At 67.8% G+C, this 14,970-nt stretch carries 15 protein-coding genes; 8 read left to right on the forward strand and 7 right to left on the reverse strand.

Annotated elements, in window-relative coordinates:
* Positions 1-3: 3 nt before the first annotated feature.
* From V3328_RS00420 to V3328_RS00435, 4 genes are all read right to left on the reverse strand, one after another.
* Positions 4-477 carry a tripartite tricarboxylate transporter TctB family protein gene (locus V3328_RS00420; RefSeq protein WP_340327659.1) on the reverse strand — a complete coding sequence of 158 codons (474 nt, stop codon included), beginning with the start codon at positions 475-477 and terminating at the stop codon, positions 4-6.
* A gap of 42 nt (positions 478-519) precedes the next feature.
* Positions 520-1,503 (reverse strand): tripartite tricarboxylate transporter substrate binding protein, encoded by a 984-nt coding sequence (locus tag V3328_RS00425; protein WP_340327660.1) that lies wholly within the window; start codon positions 1,501-1,503, stop codon positions 520-522.
* Between the two features lie 83 nt (positions 1,504-1,586).
* On the reverse strand, positions 1,587-2,510 hold the full coding sequence (locus V3328_RS00430; RefSeq protein WP_340327661.1) for a dihydrodipicolinate synthase family protein: 924 nt from the start codon (positions 2,508-2,510) through the stop codon (positions 1,587-1,589).
* Between the two features lie 35 nt (positions 2,511-2,545).
* Complete coding sequence (locus V3328_RS00435) at positions 2,546-3,331, reverse strand: IclR family transcriptional regulator (RefSeq protein WP_340327662.1); 786 nt, start codon at positions 3,329-3,331, stop codon at positions 2,546-2,548.
* Between the two features lie 450 nt (positions 3,332-3,781).
* On the opposite strand from V3328_RS00435, the gene V3328_RS00440 reads away from it, so the two are divergent.
* A complete protein-coding gene (locus V3328_RS00440; protein WP_340327663.1) occupies positions 3,782-3,925 on the forward strand; it encodes a hypothetical protein in 144 nt (47 codons plus the stop codon).
* 14 nt (positions 3,926-3,939) lie between these two features.
* Positions 3,940-4,665: a BTB/POZ domain-containing protein gene (locus tag V3328_RS00445; RefSeq protein ID WP_340327664.1), complete on the forward strand. Its 726-nt coding sequence runs from the start codon at positions 3,940-3,942 to the stop codon at positions 4,663-4,665.
* A gap of 69 nt (positions 4,666-4,734) precedes the next feature.
* On the opposite strand, the gene V3328_RS00450 is transcribed toward V3328_RS00445, so the two are convergent.
* The 3 genes from V3328_RS00450 to V3328_RS00460 form a co-directional block, all read right to left on the reverse strand.
* Positions 4,735-5,499, reverse strand: a complete 765-nt coding sequence (locus V3328_RS00450; RefSeq protein WP_340327665.1) for an SGNH/GDSL hydrolase family protein — start codon at positions 5,497-5,499, stop codon at positions 4,735-4,737.
* Positions 5,500-5,591: 92 nt separating this feature from the next.
* On the reverse strand, positions 5,592-7,034 hold the full coding sequence (locus tag V3328_RS00455; RefSeq protein ID WP_340327666.1) for an amidase: 1,443 nt from the start codon (positions 7,032-7,034) through the stop codon (positions 5,592-5,594).
* Positions 7,031-7,693 carry a helix-turn-helix domain-containing protein gene (locus tag V3328_RS00460; protein WP_340327667.1) on the reverse strand — a complete coding sequence of 221 codons (663 nt, stop codon included), beginning with the start codon at positions 7,691-7,693 and terminating at the stop codon, positions 7,031-7,033. Before V3328_RS00460 ends, V3328_RS00455 begins: the two co-directional genes overlap by 4 nt.
* A 110-nt stretch (positions 7,694-7,803) precedes the next feature.
* Here V3328_RS00460 and V3328_RS00465 point away from each other — a divergent pair, with 110 nt between their 5' ends.
* The 6 genes from V3328_RS00465 (at position 7,804) to V3328_RS00490 (ending at position 14,910) form a co-directional block, all read left to right on the forward strand.
* A complete protein-coding gene (locus V3328_RS00465; RefSeq protein WP_340327668.1) occupies positions 7,804-9,126 on the forward strand; it encodes a TRAP transporter large permease in 1,323 nt (440 codons plus the stop codon).
* 45 nt (positions 9,127-9,171) lie between these two features.
* Positions 9,172-10,182 (forward strand): TRAP transporter substrate-binding protein, encoded by a 1,011-nt coding sequence (locus V3328_RS00470; RefSeq protein ID WP_340327669.1) that lies wholly within the window; start codon positions 9,172-9,174, stop codon positions 10,180-10,182.
* A gap of 55 nt (positions 10,183-10,237) precedes the next feature.
* Positions 10,238-10,753 carry a TRAP transporter small permease gene (locus V3328_RS00475; protein WP_340327670.1) on the forward strand — a complete coding sequence of 172 codons (516 nt, stop codon included), beginning with the start codon at positions 10,238-10,240 and terminating at the stop codon, positions 10,751-10,753.
* Positions 10,750-11,736 carry an ornithine cyclodeaminase family protein gene (locus V3328_RS00480; protein ID WP_340327671.1) on the forward strand — a complete coding sequence of 329 codons (987 nt, stop codon included), beginning with the start codon at positions 10,750-10,752 and terminating at the stop codon, positions 11,734-11,736. Before V3328_RS00475 ends, V3328_RS00480 begins: the two co-directional genes overlap by 4 nt.
* 233 nt (positions 11,737-11,969) lie before the next feature.
* Positions 11,970-13,223 (forward strand): sensor domain-containing diguanylate cyclase, encoded by a 1,254-nt coding sequence (locus V3328_RS00485; protein WP_340327672.1) that lies wholly within the window; start codon positions 11,970-11,972, stop codon positions 13,221-13,223.
* Positions 13,224-13,575: 352 nt separating this feature from the next.
* Entirely contained in the window at positions 13,576-14,910 is a 1,335-nt protein-coding gene (locus V3328_RS00490; RefSeq protein WP_340327673.1) for an ABC transporter substrate-binding protein, read from the forward strand.
* The last annotated feature ends 60 nt before the right edge of the window (positions 14,911-14,970 follow it).

Raw genomic sequence — 14,970 nt, forward strand, 5'->3', positions numbered from 1 at the left:
CGTCTACCACGCCAGCGGTTGCAGAAGCCCCCACGGAAGCGGGACCAGCAGGATGTCGGCAAACACGAACTGGAGGATTGCTGCCGCTGCGGCCGCGCCGAAAAGGGAGAGCACCGGACGACCGTGATAGCGCACCAACATCAGCCAGAGGCAGATGAAGGCGGTGGGAACGAACCCCAGCCGGTCGACGGCGAATATGTAGAAGACCGGGATCGCAAGCAGCATTGCGACGTTGAGAGCCGTCGCCGGCGAGCGCATCCACGGTGCAAGCGAGAGCAATGGGGCTTCCCGATCGGCCAGCCACCACTGCACCGCGAGAACCACACCGCAGCCCACCAGCGCCAGGCCGATCAGGCTGGGAAACAGCGCCGGTCCGAAGGCCTGGTGGCGGGGAGACGGAAAGGTGGAGGCGACGCCTAGAACGCCGCCCCCCAGCACCAGTGCGATGAGCGCCAGCGCAAGGTTGTTCACGCGCATTTCTGATTGTCCGCGTTATACGCTAGCGCCGACCGCTCAACATCACTCGGCGAGATCGGCCGCCTTCAGCGCCGCACCGAACTGCTCCTGCTTTCGGGCGAGCTGTTCGCGGAACTCGTCCGGTCCCAGGCATGCGACCGTGTAGCCGCGCTTGGTCATGAAGTCCGCGAACTCCTCGCCGTGGCAGACTTGCAGCACCGCCTCCGACAACCGCTGCACCACGTCGTCAGACACGCCTTTCGGTGCCGCGATGCCGCGCCAGTTGGCGATCGTCCAGTCGAGCCCGGTGGCTTCCTTAAGTGTCGGGACGTCGGGATAGGCAGCGTTGCGCTCCTCGGCCATTGTCGCCAGGGCCCTCACCTCCCCGGCTTCGATGAGCGACTTGGCATCGGCCACGTTGTTGGTGACGAAGTCGACGCCGTTCGAGGTGAGTTCGGCAAGGCCTTGCGCGCCGCCCTGTGTCGGCACCCAGGTCACCGACGTCGGGTCGATCCCGGCGCTCTCGAGCATGCCGACCATAGCGAGGTGCAGGAGGCCACCCTGGTTTGCGCCCGAGGCCTTCATCGCCTTGCCGGACTTGATGGCCTCGAGCAGATCCGCCGCCGTCTCGTATGGCGAATCGGCGCGCACGAGCAGCCCCGGCGCGTCGGAATTGTACTGGGCGACGGGGACCACGTCCTCGTAGCTGACGTCGGCGAGACCTCTCCAGCGATACATGGAGAGCTCGGTCGTGATGACGCCGAACGTATAGTCGTCGGGTTTCGCCTGCGCGATGCCGACGTGGCCGACGACACCGCCGCCGCCGGTCCGGTTGACGACGGCGAAGGGGGTGTCGAATTCATCCTCGAGCAGCTGGGCGAGGATGCGTGCGGTGGCGTCCGTGCCGCCACCGGCAGACCAGGGAACGATCAGTGTCACCGGCCGCTCCGGCCATTCCGCCAGGGCCGGGCCGGCCCCGCCGACGACACCGGTGGTGCCGAGCACGGCCATTGCGGCTGCGATCGTAAGCGCTTTGTGCACTCGCATGGGAGTCCTCCTTAGGGTGTTGTGGTTGTTTTTCCTTGGGGCCCGCGGTGCCTTGCGCACCGCGGGCGGTTTGTCGGCGCGCCTCAAGCGGCCTTGGTCAGTCGCTCCTCGCCGACAAGCGCCGCGAGCGGTTCCCGCACCGCACGCTTCTGTTCCGGCGTGGCCTCGGGAGTGGGGCGCCGTGTGCCGCCGCCGGGACAACCCTGCAGGATCTGGACATGCTTGGTGACGGCGACCCGGTTCTCCGAGTAGATCGCGTGCCAGAGCCGGAGCAGGCCTTCGTGGATCTCGCGGGCAGTATCGTGATCCTTCGCCTGCACCGCATCCCACAGCCTCACGCAGGGGCCGGGTACGGCAGCCAGGATCTGGGAGATCGCCCCGTGTGCGCCGAGCGCGAAGGTGGGGTACAGCAGCGGGTCGATCGCCGCGTAGATGCGGTGCTCCGGTCGCGCGGTGATCATGAGATCGGCCAGGAGCTTGAGATCGCCCGCACTCTGCTTGACTCCGATCACCTGCGGGATGTCGTCCATCAGCCGGAGGAGCTGGTCGACCGGGATGTAGTTCCAGGGGATGACGTTGTAGAGGATGATCGGCAGGTCGACCGCCTCCGCAATATCCGCGAAATGGCCGAAGGTGGCATCGTCGCCCGGCTTGTAGATGTAGTGCACCGGCGTGATCTGCAGCGCCGAGACACCGAGGTCCGCCACGGCGCGGGCCTTTTCGATGGCCTGCCGCGTGGAGTTCACGATGACCCCGGCGACCACCGGCATCCGGTCGCCGACCTCCTGGCACGTCGTGTCGACGATCGCGCGCAGTTCGTCGGTGGACAATGCATAGCCCTCGCCGGCGCTGCCGCCCGCCACGATGCCATGCGCGCCTTCGTCCATCAGGAATTTGGCCTGCCGCCGCAAGGCGGCGAAATCGATCTCCTCCGCGCTGTCGAACGGGGTGGTCATCGGCGGCAGAACGCCGAAGATGTCGGAGGGGGCGAATTTCGGTCGGGCCATGCTTTTCTTCTCCTTGCGTGGCTTGGAATTTCGGCTCAGGCGGGTTCAGGCGAAGACGGCTCGCCGTCAACGGATGCCGCCCGGGCGCGAAGGTTTCGGGTAATCTCCTCGGCGCCCCGGGTCGTGGCTTCGATGAGGGCTTTGCGGGAGCAGTCGAAGCGCGAGGTCGGCGCCGCAATGGTCAGGCCGGCGATCGGCCTGCCGGCAGAATCGCGGACTGGAGCGGCGATACCCGACGCACCGTCGACATGGCCGTTGCGACTTTCCGCCCAGCCGCGCTCGCGCACCTGGGCAAGCGTCCGCCTGAGCTGCTCCGGATCGGTCTGCGTATCCCGCGTGATCTGCTCGAGCGGCTCGCGGCGCAGATAGGCGTCGAGACCGGCCGCGCTCTCGGCGGCAAGGAAGAGCTGGCCGATCGAGGTGCAGTATGCGGGACGGTCATGCGCCAGCCCGCCGTCGTAGCGCACCTCCTTGGCGCTGACGACCTTGTCGATGTATCGGATCCGCCAGTTCGGCAGGCGGATGCCGAGAAAGACCGATTCTCCGGTCATCTCGGCGACCTCCACCATGACCGGGCGCGCCGCGCGCCTGAGCATGGCGAACTCGCCGCCGACCCAGCCGCCGTGCCGCAATTCCCCGGCCAGAACGTAAGCGGCGCCTTCGCGCTCGGCGTAGCCGCAGTCGACCAGCGTCTCCAGCAACGCCTGCGCGCTGCTCTTGGGCACGCCGAGATAGCGCGCGATCTCGCTGACCCCCACGGCGCTGGGAAGCACCGAGAGCAGTTCGAGGAGCTGAAGGGTTCTGCGCGCTGACTTGACCATTCTGTTCACATATGCGAACGTCGTTCGGAATTCTTGTGAACCCTCGGATGAGCGGCGCCGTTTGTCAAGGGGGAGGGGCGCGGGAGTCCGTCGGCGAGATCTCCGTCTCGCGCGATCCGGCCCGGATCTCTGGTCGGTCAGCCGTGTGCAAAAGTCCTCCGCCGTCAGCGTGCAGGCGGTCGGGGCGGTCACACCCGCGTCAGCCGCACTCTTCCGCCTCTTCGCTGGGATGTACCCGGACGCACCCTGTCCGGGCCTACTCCGGACCCCGTTCCGCCGTCCGCCCGGCTGCTGACTGGGGGAGGAGGTGCCTTGTTCCTCACCTGGGCGGGACCACGGATGCTTCGCACGGTTGGCCGGTGTTTGAACGAAGGGGAAAAATGTGCCATGAGCCGACCCCGATAGTCTGGATCGGGCTATTGCACGTCCTTATGCCCAAGGCTCCGTGGGATGCTTGAGAGACTCATCGTGACTGTGCCGTTCGTCCGGCCATCGGCTCTCCTCGATATCGCCGACGCGCGGCCGCCCGCCTCGGAGGGCGCGACGCTCGGGTCGGGCACGGGATTCAACGTCGACGGCGGCCGCTGGAACTGATGACATCGCGCGAAATGCCGACTACCCGACGCAGTTCGAACCCGGTGGTGCGCGCCTCGGGCCTCTGCATGCCCGTCCTTGCGCTGATTGCGGGCGCCCTGTTGCTGCCGTCTTCCGCGGCGGCCGGCTGCTCCGACGTCACGCCGACGCGCCCGGGCGAGGTCTATCTGTTCCGCGGCCTGGGAAACATCTACTCGGCGGGGCCCGACGAGATGGCAGCGCAGTTCTCGAAGCTGGGAATGAAGAACTGCGTCGACAACCACCTGAACTGGATGCAATTCGCCGACGACATACTGGAGCGCAGCGACCAATCGGACATCTCGTATCCGATCATCCTGATCGGCCACTCCCTCGGCGCCCGGGCGGCGGTGTCGATGGCGAACCACCTGGGGAAGAACGGTGTTCCCGTCGCCTATGTCGCGATGTTCGATCCCGTGGAATCGACCAGGGTCGGCGGCAACGTCGGCGAAGTGGTCAACTACTACGTCAAGATACCGCTCACCAACAAGCTCGCCCGATCGGGTGAAGGGTTCACCGGCACGATCGAGAACGTGGGCCTGTCCGGATGGTCGGGCGTCAGCCACTTCAACATCGACAATCTCAAGCGGCTGCAGTTCAGCATCTACCTGCGTGCGCTGTATCTGTCGGACAGCGCACTCCTGGCCCTCTCCGAGGAACAAGATACGGAATCGGACGTGGCAAGCTCAGAGCCGCCCGAAGCCCCCGGCCCGGACGAGTAGGAATTCCGCGAAACAAGCGCCGAGCTCGGTCCGGCCGCGGGGCCGACAAGGTATGCGCCCGGGGATCGCTCACTGTGCCGCGGCGACGATGGCGCGTGCCAGCGAGCGTCCCACGCAATCGTAGCCGTCGCGGGAATTGTGCAGGCCGTCCCACGCCACCAGGGCGCCTTTCGGCAGCCCGGCGTCGAATGACCGTCGCATCAGCGAGAACCGGGAAAACAGACCGACGTCTTCTTCGAGAGCTGCCGCAAGGATCATGGCCTCCATCGTGGCGGCATGTGGCGAGGCGAGCACCTGCGGCGCATACTGCAGGTCCATCAGCACCACATCGGACCCCGCCGCCTTCAGGATCTTCACGCCGTGAACAATGAGGTCGCGAAGCCCTTCGGGATTGCCGCCCCAGGCAATGTCGTTCGTGCCCAGTTGCCAGATCACCAGGTCCGGCTGATAGGCCAGCACCTCGCGTTCGAAGCGGTCCAGGTTGCCGGGTATCGTATCGCCGACGCGGCCGCTGTTGACGACGTCGACGGGCACGTCGGACCATAATCTCTCGAGTTCGCGCCGCATCACCTGCGGGTAGGTGTCGGCAGGATCCAGCATCCACAGTCCTCTGGTCGACGACGAGCCGACCGCGACGATTCTCACGGGGCCGCCCTCATCCAGGCGCGCAGTCGTTCGCGGCAGCGAGGCGCCGAGCGAGCGGTCGCGATTGACGGCCAGGCAGAATTCGGCGGACGGGATCTCCGCACGGGCTGCCTCCAGGGGAGCGAACGCGACAAGCATGAACACGCATGAGGCGAGCGGTGCCGCGGAACTGCCGAGCCTTGACCTCATCCCATGTCTGCCTCGAAGCCGAGCCGGCTGGAATCGGCGTTGTTGCTGGGCCGCCATTTTCAGGCGTGGTGAAGAAGAGCGCGTATCCGGGCTCAGGCGGGTGCCGGATTGAGCGACGGTCTGCGGTCGAACCAGGGCCGTAGCGCCTCCAGCTGGGCGGCCAGTTGCAGAAGCGTCGCGTCCTCGCCGTAGCGACCGACGACCTGCACGCCGATCGGCAGGCCGTCCGTGCTCCAGGCAAGCGGCAGGCTGATCGCCGGCTGGCCCGTCGCGTTGAACGGGCCTGCGAACGGCGCGACCCCGAACAGCCGGCCGAGGAAGACGTCGACGTCGGTCTCCTCGGTGGACAGGACGCCGAGCCTCGGCGGCGGTGTCGTCAGGGTCGGCGTCACCAGGATGTCGTGGCTGTCGAAGAATGCGGCGAGGCGGCGCACCTCCCGGTTCATGACCGCCATCGCGCCGACATAGGCGGCAAGCGTGGTGGCGCGGCTGCGGTCCAGCACGGCGTGGGACTGCGGCTCGAGGTCGTCGGCCTCGATCGGGCGTCCGCGCTGCTTCGCCCACATGTCGGCTAGCGGGGCGAGGCCGCCCATCAGGACGAGCATCATCGCGTCGATCAGCGCGGCGTAGTCGAACTCCGGCTTTGCCTCTTCGACGACGTGACCGGCTTCGGCGAGCAGCGCGGCGGTGTCGCGCACCGCTGCGGCGCATTCGGGATCGACGGGCGTGCCGTCGAAATGGCTGTCGAGGAAGCCCGCGCGCAGCCTCCGCGGCGCCTCGCCGATCAGGTCTGCGAACGGGCGCTGCGGCCTGGGTGAGAAGAATGGTGCGCCGGTGTCGGGGCCGCTCGTGACGTCGAGGATCGCCGCGCAGTCGCGCACGGTGCGGGTCACGGCGTGCTCGTGGCTGATTCCGTGATTGCCGTCGCCGCGATGCGGTCCGTACGGATTGAGGCCGCGCGTCGGCTTCAGGCCGACCAGGCCGTTCGCCGAGGCGGGGATGCGGATCGACCCGGCGGAATCGGTCGCGTGGGCGGCCGGCAGCATGCCGCTGGCGACCGCCGCGCCGGCGCCGCCGCTCGAGCCGCCGGCGATCCGCTCGCGGTTCCACGGATTGCGCGTCGGCCCGTAGGCGCGCGGCTCCGTCGAGGCGCTCAGCCCCAGTTCCGGTGAATTGGTACGGCCGAGGAAGACGAAACCGGCCCTGCGCAGCCGTGCGACGAGGTTTGAATCGAAGTCGAACACCATGCCCTGGAAGAAGCGGCTGCCATTGGTCAGCGGCACACCCTTCACGGGGGCGTGCAGGTCCTTGATCAGGTAGGGGACGCCGTGGAAGGGACCCGGCTCCGTGCCGGCGTCAAGCCCGGCAAGCGCCTCTTCGTAGCACGTGTGGATCACCGCGTTGACCAGTGGATTGAGCGCCTCGATCCGGGCGATCGCCGTCTCGACGACCTCGCGGGCGGAGACCTCGCCGCCGGCGACCAGCGCCGCGAGGCCGACCGCGTCGCGACTTTCCCAGTCCGTTTGCGAGATCATTCCGCCACCCTTTTCGCGCTGATACCGGTTCCTTCCCCATTCATGCCGGCGGTGATGTTGAGGATCGTCGCATCCTCCTCGCCGACACTGATGTAGGCATGGCCCATGCCCGCGTCATAGTAGACGCTGTCGCCGGCCTTGAGGCGCACCGGCGCGTAGAATTCCGCGTGCAGCTCGACCTCGCCGCTCAGCACGAAGACGAGTTCCTCGCCGGGGTGCCTGATCAGCTCGCCGAATTCCTCGATCGACCGTGCCTTCACGGTGACGAAGGTCGGATCCATCTCCTTCAGCGTCAGGCCGGTCGCCAGCGGCTCGTAGACATAGGCGCCGGTCGGATGCCGCTTGCGGTCGTCGGCCCGGGTGACGTCGAGGCGCCCCATCCGCACGCCTGCGGGCTTCGGCTTCGGCCCGTTCAGCAGGGTCGTCAGGTCGATGTCGAGGCCGCGCACAAGCTTCAGCAGCACGTCGTAGGTCGGCGACATTCGGCCGGTCTCGATCTTGGAAACGGTGGAGACCGCAAGTCCCGAGGCGTCGGCGACCTCCTTCAGGGTGCGCCCCGTGCTGCGGCGAAGGCCGCGCAGCTGGACCCCGAATGCCGGTTCCGCATCCATACCGGGGGCGCGCAAGTCTGGCGCCGCCTCCGGTTCCGATCCAGCCATGTCTCGCCTCCATCTGCCGTGTGGTGCAGAACTATCATCGGAAATTTTCTTTGACAATTTTTTCCGTTCGGAAAACTCTTGTCCTCAGCGCGGGGGAATGACGATCGGTCATGGCATGGCTCGTCCTGGTTCTGTTCATCCTGGCAAGCCTCGCCGGCGGCGCGGCGATCGCCTACGTGACCGGCGCCGCTGCGGTCCTCAGCTTCATCCTCGCCGATTCGAGCCGCTACCTGGCCATCCTGCCACAGCGCATCCTGTCGCAGATCGACGTCTTCACCTTCCTGGCCATGCCGCTGTTCATTCTTGCCGGCGAGCTGATGAACAGGGGCGGGGTGACGCGGGCGCTGATCGACTTGGCGATGGTGCTGGTCGGCCGCATGAAGGGCGGGCTCGGCCATGTCAACATCGCCGCCAGCGTGTTCATGGCCGGCATCTCCGGATCGGCGGTCGCCGACGCCGCGGCGCTCACGGCGACGCTCGTTCCCGAGATGAAGGCGCGCGGATATTCCGCCACCTACGCCGCCGCGCTGACCGCCGCCTCCTCCGTCATCGGGCCGATCATTCCGCCGTCGATCGTCATGATCTTCTACGGCGCGCTGATGAACGTCTCGGTCGCAGCATTGTTCGCCGGCGGCCTGCTGCCGGGTCTGCTGGTGGCGCTCGGTCTGTTCGTGATGAACGGTATTCTGGCGCGACGGCACGGCTACGGGACCGGCGACGCGCTGGCCATGCCGCCTGCCGGACGGACGCTGGTGCGCGCGGTTCCGGCCCTGTTCGTGCCGGTGATCATCGTCGCCGGAATCGTCTTCGGCGTGGTGACGCCGACGGAAGCGGCAGCCCTTGCCGTGGTCGCCGCCCTGCTCATCGCGTTCTTCTACCGCACCATCGAGGCACGCCCGGACGGCGCAACGCCGCTGACCCTGCTCCTGCGCGATATCCGCGACGGTCTGGAGCGCACCGCAGTGCTGACCGGCTCGATCTTCATGATCCTCTTCGCGGCGGCGATCTTCGGCTACCTGATCGCCATCAGGGACGTGCCGCAGGCGATCACCGACCTGGTCGGCTCGGCCGGCATAGACGGCCTCGGCTACCTGCTGCTGATCAATCTCGTCTTCTTCGTCGCCGGCATGTTCATGGACGTGACGATGGCGCTGGTGCTGCTGGTGCCGCTGCTGGTGCCGGCGGCCATCGCCTCGGGCGCCGACCCCGTTCATGTCGGGGTGCTGTCGTGCCTCAACCTGACCATCGGGCTGATCACGCCGCCGTTCGGGGGTTGCCTGATGATCGTCTCGGCCACCAGCGGCGTGAACTATCTGCGCCTGTCGCTCGCCGTCCTGCCGTTCATCGCCATCGAGGCCGTGGTGCTGGTGGTGCTGATCCTGTTTCCCGACATCACGCTTGTCGTTCCTGCCGCGCTCGGGCTGGTCGAATGAGTCCGGCCGCGATCGTGTCGATGCATTCCAATGGGAGGGTATGAAATGAACCTGTTTGCCAAGACGCCCCTGAAACCTGCCGTTTTCGGCCTCGTCGCCGGAACGCTCGGCGTCCTTGCCACGCTCGCGCCGGCCTCCGCCGAGGAGATCAAGATCGCGGTCGGCTGCCCGCCGGTGCCGATCTGCTCGGACTGGGTCTGGGCTGAGGATTTCGCCGCGAAACTGAAGGAAGAGGGGCTCGAGGCGAAGGTCTTCACCGGCGGCGCGCTCGGCAAGGATCCGGAGGTCGTCGACCAGCTCGCGCAGGGGCTGATCCAGGTCGGCCTGACCAATTTCGTGATGATCAAGCAGGTCGATCCGGCCGTTCTGGGCTTCCTGGCGCCCTACATGTTCGACGACATGGCGCACATGTTCCGGGCGCTCGACGAAACCGATATCGTCGACTCGATCGACGCCAACATGCAGCAACAGGGCATCAAGATCGGCGGCCTGATCGGGCTCGGCGGCACCATCGGGATCTTCAACACCAAGCATCCGGTGACCAGCGTCGCCGATCTCTCGGACCTGCGGCTCAGAGCGATCGATTCCTCGCAGATGGCGCTGTTCGACGAGTGGGGCGTGCCCGGCGTCGTGGTCGACATGCCGGAGGTCGCGACCAGCCTGCAGAAGGGGATGATCGACGGCTACGTCAATCCGCCGGTCGTCGCGTTCATCTTCAAGCACACCGATTTCCTCAAGTATTACACCGATGTAGGCGCGGGGACGCCGATCCGTTCGGTGCTGATGTCGCTCGACTGGTACGACGGCCTCGGCGCCGACGAGAAGCAGAAGGTCGATGCGGCGCTGGCTTACGCGAACGACCGCAACCGCGACTGGACCTACAAGGCGGCCGAGCAGGAGATCGCCAAGCTGAAGGAGCTCGGCGTCGAGGTGAGCGAGCTTTCGCCCGAGGCGCGGGCCGAATTCAGGGAAACCTCGCAGAAGGCGTGGGCGGAGCTGATGCCGCCGGAGGCGGTGGAGGCCTTCAAGGCGGCCGCCGGCCGGACCCGCCAGTAACGATGCCGTCGCAGTGCCGTCGGTGTGCCGTCGCCGTGCCGGGAGGGTGCCGTCGATGCGCCTGAAGAGCGTCATCCTGACAGCCAGCGCCGCGGCCGAGCGAATATGCCTGCTGGCGGCGATGGCGGCGCTCGCCGGCATGGTCGGCGCGGTCATGCTGCAGATCGTGGCGCGCTACGGTTTCTCCTCGCCACCGTCGTGGACGGAGGAGCTGGCGCGCTACCTGATGGTCTGGGGCGGGCTGCTCGGGGCGACGGTCGCCTTCAGGCGCGGCAGCGACCCGGTCATCGTCCAGGCCGATGCGTTCCGCGTCGGGTGGTCGCGGGCGGTGCGCGACGCGGCGCTGGCGGTGACCACGGTGATCTTCCTGGCGCCGGTGCTCTACTACTGCTTCTTCGGACCCGACATGGCGGTGGCGCGCAGCTTCCTGGTTCGCAACGCCGCCCGCACCTCCGACGGGCTCGGTCTCAACCTGGCGGTCATCGCCGCGTCGATCCCGGTCACCGTCGCCGTGATCTTCCTGCACCTGGCTGCGCGGCTCGCCGGTGCGAGCAGGCCGGCCGGTTCATGAGCTTCGACTTCGACGCCCTGCAGGTCGTCTCCGGCGCGGCGATCGACGCGGCGCTGCCGCTCGCCGACGGGGTCGAGGTGATCGAGGCGGCGATGCGCGAGGTCTCGGCCGGCCGCGCCGACCAGCCGCTGCGCTGGCTGATGCCGCTTGGCGGCGGCAACGGCATGGGCGTAATGCCCGGCGCGATGCGGTCGCCGGCGGTGCACGGGATGAAGCTGATCAGCCTCTATCCCGACAACCCGAAGCGCGGCCTGCCGAGCCATCTCGGCATGATGCTCGTGTTCGACTCGCAGACGGGCATGCCGCTGGCGGTGCTCGACGCGTCGGTGCTGACCACCCGCCGGACGGCGGCGGCCACGGTGGTGGCGACCCGCGCGCTGGCGCGGCCGGAGGCGCGCGTCCACGCGATACTCGGCACCGGCGAACTGGCCGAGGCGCATGTCCGCGCGTTCGCCGCGACGATGCCCTTCGCCGAGACCCGGATCTGGGGGCGGCGGCGCGAGGCGGCCGAGGCGCTTGCCGGCCGGATCGGGGACACCGGCGGCACGATCCGGCCGGTCGTGCGCCTGGAGGATGCTGTCGCCGGGGCGGACGTCGTCACCACCGTGACGGCGGCGCGGACGCCGATCCTGTTCGGGCGCGACCTCGAGCCCGGCCAGCACGTCAACCTCGTCGGCGCCAGCATGGCGGACGCCCGCGAGATCGACGACGAGGGGGTGCGGCGCGGGCGGGTCTATACCGACCTGCGGGCAAGCGCCGAGAGGCAGGCCGGCGAACTGATCGGGGCGATGGCAGCGGGCGCGGTCGGGCCCGAACACCTGGTCGGCGAGATCGGCGCGGTGCTGCTGGGCGAGCTTGCCGGGCGCAGCGCGGGTGCCGTCGGCGCCGCCGAGATCACGATCTACAAGTCGCACGGAGTAGCCGCGCAGGACCTGGCCTACGCCGGCGCCGTCCTGGGCCGGCGGATCGCCACGCTACGGTGACATCGGGGGTCCCGAGGCAGCGGCCGGCGGCACCGGGCGCCGTCGCCGGCTCGCGCCCTCCCGATCGCGCCGGCACCGCCGCTTCACGGGCGTGGACTTTTCCGCGGCATCGGTGCATCTAGGGGCATGCGCCGCAGCAATCCTTCTGCATGATCCCCCTCGGGAGGACGGCGGGGATTGTCCGAAGGCCGGCGGCGCGACCCTGGACGATCCTGCAATCAGAAGGTGCCGGCATGCACGATCCCCTCCCGGAGGAGACAGCCGACAGGCGTGAGGCGGAGCGCCTCGAGTCGCTGGACCGGTACGACATTCTGGATACGCCGCCGGAGCCGAACTTCGACAAGTTCACCCGCCTGACCAGAAAGCTGTTCGGCACACCGACGGCGCTGGTCTCGTTCATCGACGCGCATCGGCAGTGGTACAAGGCCCGCGACGGCGCCGAGGCGAGCGAGGTGCCGCGCAGCGATTCCTTCTGCACGCGGCTGATCGAGGACGGCGAGCCGCTCATCGTGCGCGACGCCGCGGCCGACCCCAGGTTCTCCGGGAACCCGTACGTCCTCGGCGCGCCATACGTCCGTTTCTACGCCGGCGTGCCCCTGAGGTCGGAGGACGGCAACATCATCGGCTCCATCTGCACGATCGATACGGTTCCCCGCCAGGTCGACGAGGGGCAGCTGGCGATGCTCACCGATCTGGGCGAGATGGTGATGGAGGAACTGAACCTGCGCCGGCTCGCCACGCGCGACGCCCTGACCGGGGCACTGTCGCGCCGGGAGTTGCGGGAGCAGGCCGGCCAGGCCCTGGCGCTGGCGCAGCGCCACGGGCACAAGCTCAGCTGCGCGATCCTCGACCTCGACCACTTCAAGGAGATCAACGACGGCTACGGCCACCTGGCCGGGGACAGGGTGCTGGCGAAAGTGATCGCCACCTGCACCAAGATGCTCCGCCGGACCGACCTGATCGGCCGGCTGGGCGGCGAGGAATTCGCGTTCGTGTTCCCCGAGACCGGCGGCCGGGACGCGGCCGCCATCGCCGAGAAGCTGCGCGTCGCGATCGCCGAATCCGCCGTCGATCTCGGTCCGGCGACGGTCAGGCCAACCGGCAGCTTCGGCGTCGCGTCGCTCGCCGACCTGCCGCTCGATTTCGACACGTTCCTGGCCCAGGCGGACGAGGCGCTCTACGAGGCGAAGGCGGCGGGACGGAACCGCGTGGCGGTCTGGGACAAGTCGGTGTCGCTGTCCCTGGCGAACCGGCGGCGGGTGCTGAAGAGCGGCCGCATCCTCGCCGGCGACGACAGCGCCGCGGTGGACTGCACGGTGCGAAGCCTGTCGGCGCGCGGCGCCGGCATCGACGTGTCGGACCCTGCCGCGCTGCCGGCGCAGTTCGACCTGCAGATCGCCTCGGACGGTCTCAGGCGCCGCTGCCGCGTCGTGTCGCTCACCGACAACCGCGTCGAGCTGGCATTCGAGCCGCGCAAGGCGTCGTAGTGCAGAGGCTACGGGTCGGCGCGTCCGGGGCGACCCTTCGATCAGGCGGACCCGAGCCGCTCGGCGCTCCGTACTCGTCCAGTAGCCGAATTCACTGAACATTCCATCCACGTCCCGGGCGGTGCCGCTTGGGGTCGAAAAGGCACGTGCAGCTTACGTTGCAGTGCAGCATACTTTTCGGTTGCGTAGTTTAGTAAATCTGGTTCTACTAAACACGAATACTAAACACGAACACCAAACACGCCGGGTCGAACCGGCACACGGGGACACGGGCCGCCGGAGCGGCCGGTGGTGCGTTCGGCAGTCGAGGCTCATCGGGCCCTTCCGGACGCGGGATCGCAAGGAGGACCTCATGACGAAGCTACTCGACTATGCCCTCGGTGCCGCCGCCGTCGCGGTCGTCGCCGGTGGCGCACTCGGCCCGGGCAAGGCCCAGGCCGAGGAAATCACACTGTGCTGGGCGGCCTGGGACCCGGCCAACGCCCTCGTCGAACTGTCCAAGGACTTCACCGCCGCGTCCGGCGTCGAGATGAAGTTCGAGTTCGTGCCGTGGCCGAACTTCGCCGACCGGATGCTCAACGAACTCAATTCCGGCGGCAAGCTGTGCGATCTGCTGATCGGCGACAGCCAGTGGATCGGCGGCGGCGCCGAGAACGGCCACTACGTCAAGCTGAACGAGTTCTTCGAGAAGGAAGGCATCTCGATGGACGACTTCGCGCCGGCCACCGTCTATGCCTACTCGACCTGGCCGAAGGGCACGCCGAACTACTACGCCCTGCCGGCGATGGGCGACGCCAACGGCTGGTTCTACCGCAAGGACTGGTTCTCCAAGCCCGAGCTGCAGGCCGAATTCAAGGAGAAGCACGGCCGCGACCTGGCGCCGCCGAAGACCTGGACGGAGATGAAGGAGGTCGCCGAGTTCTTCCAGGGCCGGGAGATTGACGGCAAGACAGTCTACGGGGTCTCGATCTTCACCGAGCGCGGCTCGGAGGGCATCACCATGGGCGCCACCAGCGCGCTCTACCCCTACAACTTCAAGTACGAGATGACGCCCGGCAAGTACGACATGGAGGGCGCCGTCAACTCGCCCGACGCCGTCGCCGGACTGGAGGCCTACAAGGACCTCTACAAGTGCTGCACGCCGCCCGGCTACACCGACAGCTACATGCAGGAGAGCCTGGACGCCTTCAAGTCGGGCCAGGTGGCGATGGCGATGAACTGGTTCGCCTTCTTCCCCGGCCTCTACAAGGATCCGGAAGTGGGCGGCGACAAGATCGGCTTCTTCGTCAATCCCGGCCAACTCACCGAGGCCTCGACGCTCGGCGGCCAGGGGATCTCGGTCGTCGCCTATTCCGACAAGCAGGACGCGGCGCTCGAATACATCAAGTGGTTCGCCCAGCCGGACGTGCAGAAGAAGTGGTGGTCGCTCGGCGGCTACTCGTGCCACGTCGCGGTGCTGAACGACCCCTCGTTCCCCGACAGCCAGCCGTTCGCGGCCGACTTCCTGCTCGCCATGGATAACGTCAAGGACTTCTGGCAGGAGCCGGCCTACGCCGAACTGCTGCTGGCCATGCAGAAGCGCCTGCACGACTACGTCGTCGCCGACCAGGGGACGGCCCAGGAGGCGCTCGACAAGCTGATCGCCGACTGGACCGAGGTCTTCGAGGACGAAGGCAAGCTCAACTAGTTCCTCCCGGCCGCCGGCCCCGCACGGGATCCATCCGGAAGGATGTCTCCCGCGGCGGGG

It is taken from the genome of Microbaculum marinum, assembly GCF_037855135.1.
Taxonomy (GTDB): domain Bacteria; phylum Pseudomonadota; class Alphaproteobacteria; order Rhizobiales; family Tepidamorphaceae; genus Microbaculum; species Microbaculum marinum.